Source organism: Acinetobacter sp. UBA2063, from assembly GCF_002333245.1.
In the GTDB taxonomy this organism is placed as follows: Bacteria; Pseudomonadota; Gammaproteobacteria; order Pseudomonadales; family Moraxellaceae; genus Acinetobacter; species Acinetobacter parvus.
In genome coordinates, this window is sequence record NZ_DDAH01000232.1 from 1 (window position 1) to 8,048 (window position 8,048).

Genomic DNA, 8,048 nt, shown 5'->3' on the forward strand with positions numbered 1-8,048 from the left:
TTTTACGGCTATTCGGATAAACCAACCGATGTTGAGATAATCAACATTCAAAAGGTTGCGCATGCTCAGTAAGCGTCCGCTGAACACACCTTATGAATTCGTCCTATAAGCCTTAATTTAGTCCCCACTTAAAAACAAGTGGGGACTTAAATTTATGACTACAAATAACCAGACATCCATCGCATCTCTTGCGAAAAACGAAGAACATACTGTGCTGAATTTAAACGTATGGATACGGCCATGGCTCAGGTGCTGAGAGCCTTTGGCTACATCAAACCGCATTGTGCCTACCTATTCTGTAATAAACGTGACCATCGCATGAAAGTGCTGGTACATGATGGACTGGGCATGTGGCTATGTGCCCGACGGCTGGAACAGGGCAAATTTCACTGGGCTAAAGTTCACCAGGGTGAAACCGTAGCTCTCAGCCCAGAACAGTTACAGGCAGTGATCCAGGGTTTGCCCTGGCAACGCATTGGACGACAGCAAGAGGTCACAATGCTCTAAACTAGCTTGGTACATTCTGCTATTCTCCAAACATTCTATTTCATTCTTCTCATGACCTCAGGCATAGAGTAATGTAATCACATCAGATGCACAAATTTGACTTTGACGCACACGTTTAATCTTGCCACAAGTGAGCATGTATTGCTCAACCTGCTCTGAAATATCAGTGCAGAAACCATCAATTAGGCAGAAAAGTGTTGTAAGCTGTGTGTCGATAGGCATTTTGAGATCATTGTTTTTTTGTCATGATTAAATTTTGATTTAAATGCCTGTCCTTTTACAACTTCCTTATCCCGAATTCACGTTAAGTAGAGACCTGTTCCCAATTTGGATCTGCCTCCAGTAAAATTAACTTTAGCTAGTCTTGTTGTGGTTTTTCTAATGCCATCCATTTTACTTGCGGGATCGAATATATTTCTTTTATATTCATATTCTTAGAATTCAACATCTGAATATAGTTCAATATCATGCATTTTCAAGGGATGCTGGAATGCCAAATATGCCGCATGTAAAGCCATGCGTTTTAAATGAAACCTGGCTGAATCAGGATGATAGAGTTTATCTCCCATAATCGGATGACCAATATGCATCATATGGACGCGGAGTTGATGTGACCGTCCTGTAACAGGTTCCAAACGGACTCGACTTTGATCTGTTTCCGCATCATATTTCATCAACTGAAATATAGTCTTGGCCTGTTTGCCGAGTTCAAAATGCACCATTTGACGTGGACGATTTTCCCAGTCAGTGATCAAGGGAACTTCAACACTTCCCTCAGCCTGAATTTTTCCTTGTATCAACGCAATATAGTATTTTTTTATTGTACGTGCCTGAAACATCTTGCTGACCGCAACTTCAGCATCGCGGTGTTTAGCAAACATCAATAAGCCAGAGGTGGCCATATCTAGCCGATGAGTGACTTTAGCTGTTGGAAATTTTTCCAAAATCCGCAAATAGGCACTGTCCTGATGTTCAGGCAAGCGTCCCATTACCGATAATAATCCAGCAGGCTTATTGACCACCACCAGATCTTCATCTTCATAAATGATTTCAAGCGGTTCCTGCGGTGGCGTATAGATAAAGTCGTTATTTAAGGGCATGGGCAACAGACAGCCTGGATAAACGCAAATTGGCAACGATTATAGTTCTGCCAAGGGGTTTAGCAAGAGTCCTTAAGCTGATTGTTTAAGACCAATTACGAATTTTTATTGCTCTTGGCTAAATTCTCTTTATACATCTCTTCCAGTGTCGCAATTTCACGATTAAGAAAAGCAATCAGGTAGTCTTTTGCCCGTGCCAGACTCAGTTGCCTGAATGAAACCATATCCTTGGTTTTGCGTGTTACCAGTCCAAATACATCTTTTTTGGGAATGATTACGATTGTTCTGACCTATTTCCTGTGATCATTCTTTGGTTTTACCTATTGTTTCAATTATATCATTTTGTTTTTTAATATAAAAATATCGACTTCTATTCAAAATAGCAAAGCTTTATCGATGAACTTCACATTTATATTAGATTTTATTGATGTGGTTTTTATTATTTAAGTCTGATTGGTCATATTCTATTTCATTAAATTTTTCAGGGTATCAAGGGAAAATATGTTGTTTACTTCAACACCTATAACTTTGTAAGTTATAACCTCTGCCTATAAACTTTTGATCTATAGCGTCCTAAGCCGAATCGAGACCTTTTGGACAAGTACACACTTGCTTGATAAGCTTCGGTGCATGCTACTCTTTTCGATCCCCTTACGGAACTTTAATCGTTCCTCAACCCTTGAGACATAGTTTAGGCAGATTGCTGTGGGATTGTTTTCCTAAAAATTACTATTTCTAGCCATCCATGAAATAATTTTGCATATCCAGTTTTATAATTGGAATTATTTTCCAAATAAAGCATAGATTTACCTATTATCTTCCGATATATCCTGTTTTATCTGTGTATTTTTTTACTTAAAAAACAGATTTAAGCCCAAATCACCATAATTGCGGCCACAATCACCAACCACAAACCCAAATGATCGGTTTTGGCGAGCTTCTCTTTAAAGAAAAATGCTGAGATCAGTAGGCTAAATAATATTTCGACCTGCCCCAGGGTTTTGACTATTGCCACCGTTTGCATACTCATGGCACTAAACCAACCGACTGAGGCGAGAAAACTACAGATGCTCACGCGCAGGGTTAGGCCAAGACGCTGCCACATTTTATAAAGTGTTGTTCGGCTAAAAATCCCTAGGTAGAGTAAAAGTATAATACACTGAAAGCTGATCAGGCTGCAAAGTACCCATCCTGCACGATGCAGGAACGGCAACATGCTCAGTTCCAGACTGGCTTCGCGGACCAGTAATGAAGTGATGGCAAAGCATAATCCACTTCCCAAACCAATCATTAAGGTTTTAAATGATAATTCAGTGTGTTGACGACCTTTACTCAGTAGAAAGACTGCCACTGCACCAATCCATACTCCCACCCAGCCCCAGGCTGTTAAATGCTCCTGTAGGAATAAAACACCGACCAAAGCCGCCAAAATGGCTTCACTTTTGGCTAGCCCGACACCAATGGCATAGTTCTTCTGCTGGAATAATTTGACCATTAATGCTGTGGCATAAATCTGGCTAATGCCCGCAATCACCACATAGACCCAGAATTTATGGGAGAAATGAACCTGCGCTGTGACAGGTTGGTGCAGATAGAGAAATGCCAGATAGCTAAAGGCAAAGATGGGGGAAAATAAAAACCTTGCCAGCGTTGTTCCATAGACATCAACCGTGGTACTGAGTTGTTTTTGAAATGCGTTACGCCACGCCTGCATGAAAGCGGCCATGAGAGTGAATAGAATCCAAGTGATTGCCATAGGCTAAAACGCAAAATCAAAAAGTGATGGTAATTTACTCTGTTTTAAACTTTTTTTCGATGGTCAATATATCCATTCATGATATTGAACCCTAAAAATATGTTTGACTTATGATGTTTTTTAAACTGATCAAGTCCATATTCTATCCTTGTTTTTAGTAAGCTGACTGATCAGCATTATTTTGTCTTTTTTTCTGTACCCAACGTGCGACCACAATCACTAAAACAATCACCAACACCGTAATCAGCACAGGCATAATAAATGCCAAAATCGACAACACAATTGAGCCAAGCAACTCACCTGTTGCCACTACAAAATTTCCCAGTCCACCAGTGGTTGCTGTTGAAACACCTCGTGCAGCGACCGTACTCATTTGCACCACGCCTGCCGTCCCACCACCCACAATCAGTGCGGCTGCCCAAGTCGCAAACTGAGACATTTCTCCACTACTGACTGCCATCGTACTGAGTGTGCCTGCCACTACAGCAGCAGGTGTGGCAATGGTATCCAAGAGATTATCGACCCACGGCACATAGTAAGCTGCGATTTCACAGATGGTTGCAAATCCAAGTGCAGCGCATACAGATGGAATGGCTAACCATTCAAAGCCTTTGGCAGGTTCGTACCAACCCATCAGGGTTGCAATGCTCATCACCAATAAAGGAACAAAGACACGAAAACCACAGGCTGCGCTTAATCCTACGCCGATACAAAGTCCTAAAATTGTTTCCATCTGGGTTTTCCTTATTTTTGTCAGATATCGCTATCTTGTTATTTCATATTTTACAGTAACAAAAAAGCCCTATCGAGTGACAGGGCTTTCATCAAAACAGTGGGTAACTGTTTGGTGTTTGCGGCTTAGGCATTCTTACTGTTGAATTGATTGCCAAGGCATTTGGTACACGGAGGTAAACGATCAGTACCAATTTCTAAATAGGTGCGATGTCCGCATTGGACACAAAAATAGAAGCCAGTTCCAGGTCTTTCGCCAGCAGTAACCATCTTTGTTCTCCATAGATTTTAGAAATGGTTCATATACTATAGCGTGATAGTTTTGATTATTTATTGACCTTTCTGACAAGTAGTGGTGTCGGAAAGGTGAAATAACTTTCTATCTATGGCTTACTTTCGCAATAATTTCATACCATTTAAATATGAAATCTTTATAATCCCTCAACATACTCAATAATTTCATCAATTTCATCTTTGCTAGCTTGAATTGTCATTTTGTCTTGGATATCAGATAGAATGCCCAATGCTATAGCTTTAGGTCTATGCTGAAATAACTCTTCCGTAACCCTAGTATTATTTTCAAACATTCTCGCCACAGTCATGAGTTGGGTGGTATTAAGTTTTTCAAATAAAACTTTAAGAATTGTATATGCTTCTGAACGCCCCCAATAATTTCCGCATATTACAGCTAATACTTCTTGATAAACGTCCTCAAAAGCAATTGAAGGAATTGCTGTTCCAAACTGTACTAAAGCTTTTGCTGCTTTAACCTCATCATTCCACCCATAAGCTGTGTTTTTCGCCTGAGCTAACTTTTTTACAGCCCTTCTAAATAATGTTGCTCGAGCTGCATCTGGAATATATTTTATTCCTTCTACTTTCAGTAATGTCTCTAAAACACGAACTTTAGCACCTTTATCTGAACTAGTATCAGCTTCTTGATCTAAAAGATATGTATGATAACGCTGACCCGCTGAACATTTTAGATCTTCATTCGCACGCTGCCAGACGGCTGAGAATAATGCTTTCGCATTTTCAGAGGCTGGGGCTTCTCCTTTGCAAATCATATCAAGTAAGAAGCCAAAGGTAATACGAATATCACTTAATTTAAACGCATTAATTTGATCTCTTAGTAAAGCTAAATTTTCGTCATCTAAAATTGATTTTTTTATAGGATCAAATAAACCTGAAGGTGAATGTCCTGGATCTGGCATTTCTGCTTCAAATAAATTTTTCTGTAAAATCAAAGCAATTCCGAAAACATCCTCTTGCTCAACAGTATTATCACTTGCATGGGCTGGAGACGCATGATTTCTCATCCAATTAATCATTTCCAAAGCTTTTCCAGCTTTTTTATTCAAAACACCTAGTTTTATTGATCCATTAATAAGCACTAGATCATCAACACCCGCCCATCTCTCAGTAAGTGTTTCTCCATTATTTTCATATTTCTTCCTTCCAGATTCATCTTTAATCGCCGAGTTAAAAAGTTCAACTCCATATAGCTCAACCCTCCGACGTAAATTATGTACAGAAGCATTCCAAATATTTAATAGTGCATGATCAGGAAAACCAATATCTAATAATTTTCTAGCATCACTTAAAAAATTAATTTCCACCTTAGTAACAGCGGGAAATTGAGAAACGGTTGTATTGGTTAAAATAGCTGGTAACGTTGAAGACATAACTCCACCTAAATAATTAAAAAATAATCAGTTTTTAGATTTAAAGTTTAAAATAAAAACATATATAACATTTTCATAATATCATTAGTATTTATCTCTTTTAAATTAAAAACCCCACTCTAAAGTAGGGTTTTTATTAAACAATATCAATTACTTTTAGCTAAAGTGTTAAGCCACTTGGCCTTCTAAAAAGTCTTGCGCAAAACGCTGTAATACACCGCCCGCTTCATATACAGAAACTTCTTCTTCTGTATCTAAACGGCAAGTCACAGGTACTTCAACAATCTCTTCTTTACCATCAGCAGTTGAACGCTCAATTACTAAAGTTAAAGTTGAACGCGGTGCAATATTACCAATCACGCTATATAGCTCCGTACCATCAAGCTTTAAAGTCTTGCGGTTAACACCCGGCTTAAACTCAAGTGGTAACACGCCCATACCTACAAGATTAGTACGGTGAATACGCTCAAAACCTTCAGCCACAATCGCTTCAACACCAGCAAGACGAACACCTTTCGCTGCCCAGTCACGGCTTGAACCTTGACCATAATCCGCACCTGCAACAATGATCAACGGTTGCTTACGGTTCATGTAAGTTTCAATCGCTTCCCACATACGCATCACTTCGCCTTCAGGCTCTACACGCGCTTTTGAACCTTGTTTAATCGTGCCGTCAGAACGAACCACCATTTCATTAAACAATTTCGGGTTGGCAAATGTTGCACGTTGTGCGGTCAAATGGTCACCACGATGTGTCGCGTATGAGTTGAAGTCTTCTTCAGGTACGCCCATTTTGTGTAGGTATTCACCCGCAGCCGAATCCATCATGATCGCATTTGAAGGCGATAAATGGTCAGTCGTGATGTTATCCCCCAAAATTGCAAGCGGACGCATGTTGGTCAAAGTACGTGGTGCAGCCAACGCCCCTTCCCAATACGGCGGACGACGAATATAAGTACTCATTGGACGCCAATCGTAAAGTGGGCTTTCCGCTTGCTCAACTTCACCGAGGTCAAACATTGGAATGTAGACTTTGCGGAATTGTTCAGGCTTCACAGCTTCTTTTACCAGTGCATCGATTTCAGCATCAGATGGCCAGATATCTTTCAGGTAAATTGGATTACCGTCTTTGTCTGTACCCAATGAATCTTTTTCGATGTCAAAACGAATTGTCCCTGCAATCGCATACGCGACAACAAGTGGAGGCGATGCCAAGAACGCTTGTTTTGCATAAGGATGGATACGACCATCGAAGTTACGGTTACCCGAAAGTACCGCTGTCGCATACAAATCACGGTCAATGATTTCTTGTTGAATCACTGGATCAAGCGCACCTGACATCCCGTTACAGGTTGTACATGCATACGCCACGATACCAAAACCAAGTTTCTCTAGGTCTTTGAGTACGCCAGCTTCTTCAAGATAAAGTGCAGCCGCTTTAGAACCTGGTGCGAATGAAGATTTCACCCAAGGTTTACGCACTAAACCAAGTTCATTGGCATTACGTGCCAATAAACCTGCTGCCACGGTGTTACGTGGGTTTGAAGTATTGGTACAAGACGTGATCGCAGCAATGATGATCGCGCCATCAGGCATTAAACCATCCGTACGGTTTTCAACAACACCTGCAATACCTTTTTCTTTCAAGTCAGCAGTAGATACACGTGCATGTGGGTTTGATGGACCTGCAATGTTACGAGTGACTGTTGAAAGATCGAAACGGAGTACACGTGGGTACTGCGCTTTGGTCATATCCGATGCCCAAAGACCGATTTCTTTTGCGTATTGCTCAACCAATGCCACTTGCGCATCTTCACGACCTGTCAGGCGTAAATAATCAATCGTGTTTTGGTCGATGTAGAACATCGCAGCCGTTGCACCGTATTCAGGTGTCATGTTCGAGATGGTTGCACGGTCACCAATCGACATGGTGTCTGCGCCTTCACCGAAGAACTCAAGATATGCACCAACGACACGTTCTTTACGTAAGAATTCAGTGAGTGCCAATACGATATCCGTAGCCGTGATGCCTGCTTGACGCTGACCCACTAGCTCAACACCGATAATGTCTGGAAGACGCATCCAAGATGCACGACCCAACATCACGTTTTCAGCTTCTAAACCACCTACACCCACAGAGATCACACCAAGTGCATCCGTATGTGGTGTATGTGAGTCTGTACCTACGCATGTGTCTGGGAACGCTAAACCATCACGATTTTGGATCACTGGAGACATTTTCTCCAAGTTGATCTGGTGCATGATGCC

7 protein-coding genes and 2 pseudogenes are annotated in these 8,048 nt (G+C 40.9%); 1 reads left to right on the plus strand and 8 read right to left on the minus strand.

Going from position 1 to position 8,048, the window contains the following annotated elements:
* Nucleotides 1–240: 240 nt before the first annotated feature.
* On the plus strand, nucleotides 241–507 hold the full coding sequence (gene tnpB / locus B4H32_RS10920; protein ID WP_004675270.1) for an IS66 family insertion sequence element accessory protein TnpB: 267 nt from the start codon (nucleotides 241–243) through the stop codon (nucleotides 505–507).
* 66 nt (nucleotides 508–573) lie between these two features.
* Here tnpB and B4H32_RS10925 read toward each other — a convergent pair.
* The 8 genes and pseudogenes from B4H32_RS10925 to acnD form a co-directional block, all read right to left on the minus strand.
* Nucleotides 574–729 (minus strand): annotated as a pseudogene (locus B4H32_RS10925) (IS982 family transposase); the annotation flags it as partial.
* A 212-nt stretch (nucleotides 730–941) separates the two neighbouring features.
* Nucleotides 942–1,607, minus strand: a complete 666-nt coding sequence (locus B4H32_RS10930; protein WP_004758593.1) for a pseudouridine synthase — start codon at nucleotides 1,605–1,607, stop codon at nucleotides 942–944.
* Nucleotides 1,608–1,702: 95 nt separating this feature from the next.
* A pseudogene (locus B4H32_RS10935) lies at nucleotides 1,703–1,885 on the minus strand (hypothetical protein); the annotation flags it as partial.
* Nucleotides 1,886–2,475: 590 nt separating this feature from the next.
* Entirely contained in the window at nucleotides 2,476–3,363 is an 888-nt protein-coding gene (locus B4H32_RS10940; protein WP_004770085.1) for a DMT family transporter, read from the minus strand.
* A gap of 154 nt (nucleotides 3,364–3,517) precedes the next feature.
* Nucleotides 3,518–4,096: a DUF4126 domain-containing protein gene (locus B4H32_RS10945; protein WP_286803059.1), complete on the minus strand. Its 579-nt coding sequence runs from the start codon at nucleotides 4,094–4,096 to the stop codon at nucleotides 3,518–3,520.
* Between the two features lie 125 nt (nucleotides 4,097–4,221).
* A complete protein-coding gene (locus B4H32_RS10950; RefSeq protein WP_004665293.1) occupies nucleotides 4,222–4,365 on the minus strand; it encodes a zinc ribbon-containing protein in 144 nt (47 codons plus the stop codon).
* 161 nt (nucleotides 4,366–4,526) lie between these two features.
* Complete coding sequence (locus tag B4H32_RS10955; RefSeq protein ID WP_286803061.1) at nucleotides 4,527–5,780, minus strand: hypothetical protein; 1,254 nt, start codon at nucleotides 5,778–5,780, stop codon at nucleotides 4,527–4,529.
* 168 nt (nucleotides 5,781–5,948) lie between these two features.
* Nucleotides 5,949–8,048, minus strand: a 2,100-nt coding sequence (gene acnD, locus B4H32_RS10960; protein WP_286803063.1) for a Fe/S-dependent 2-methylisocitrate dehydratase AcnD, incomplete at its 5' end; no start/stop codon positions are given.

Coding starts and splice junctions, on each gene's coding strand:
- B4H32_RS10945 (WP_286803059.1), bottom strand. CDS start 4,096: ATGGAAACAATTTTAGGACTTTGTATCGGCGTAGGATTAAGCGCAGCC.
- B4H32_RS10955 (WP_286803061.1), bottom strand. CDS start 5,780: ATGTCTTCAACGTTACCAGCTATTTTAACCAATACAACCGTTTCTCAA.
- B4H32_RS10940 (WP_004770085.1), bottom strand. CDS start 3,363: ATGGCAATCACTTGGATTCTATTCACTCTCATGGCCGCTTTCATGCAG.
- B4H32_RS10930 (WP_004758593.1), bottom strand. CDS start 1,607: ATGCCCTTAAATAACGACTTTATCTATACGCCACCGCAGGAACCGCTT.
- B4H32_RS10950 (WP_004665293.1), bottom strand. CDS start 4,365: ATGGTTACTGCTGGCGAAAGACCTGGAACTGGCTTCTATTTTTGTGTC.
- tnpB (WP_004675270.1), top strand. CDS start 241: ATGGCTCAGGTGCTGAGAGCCTTTGGCTACATCAAACCGCATTGTGCC.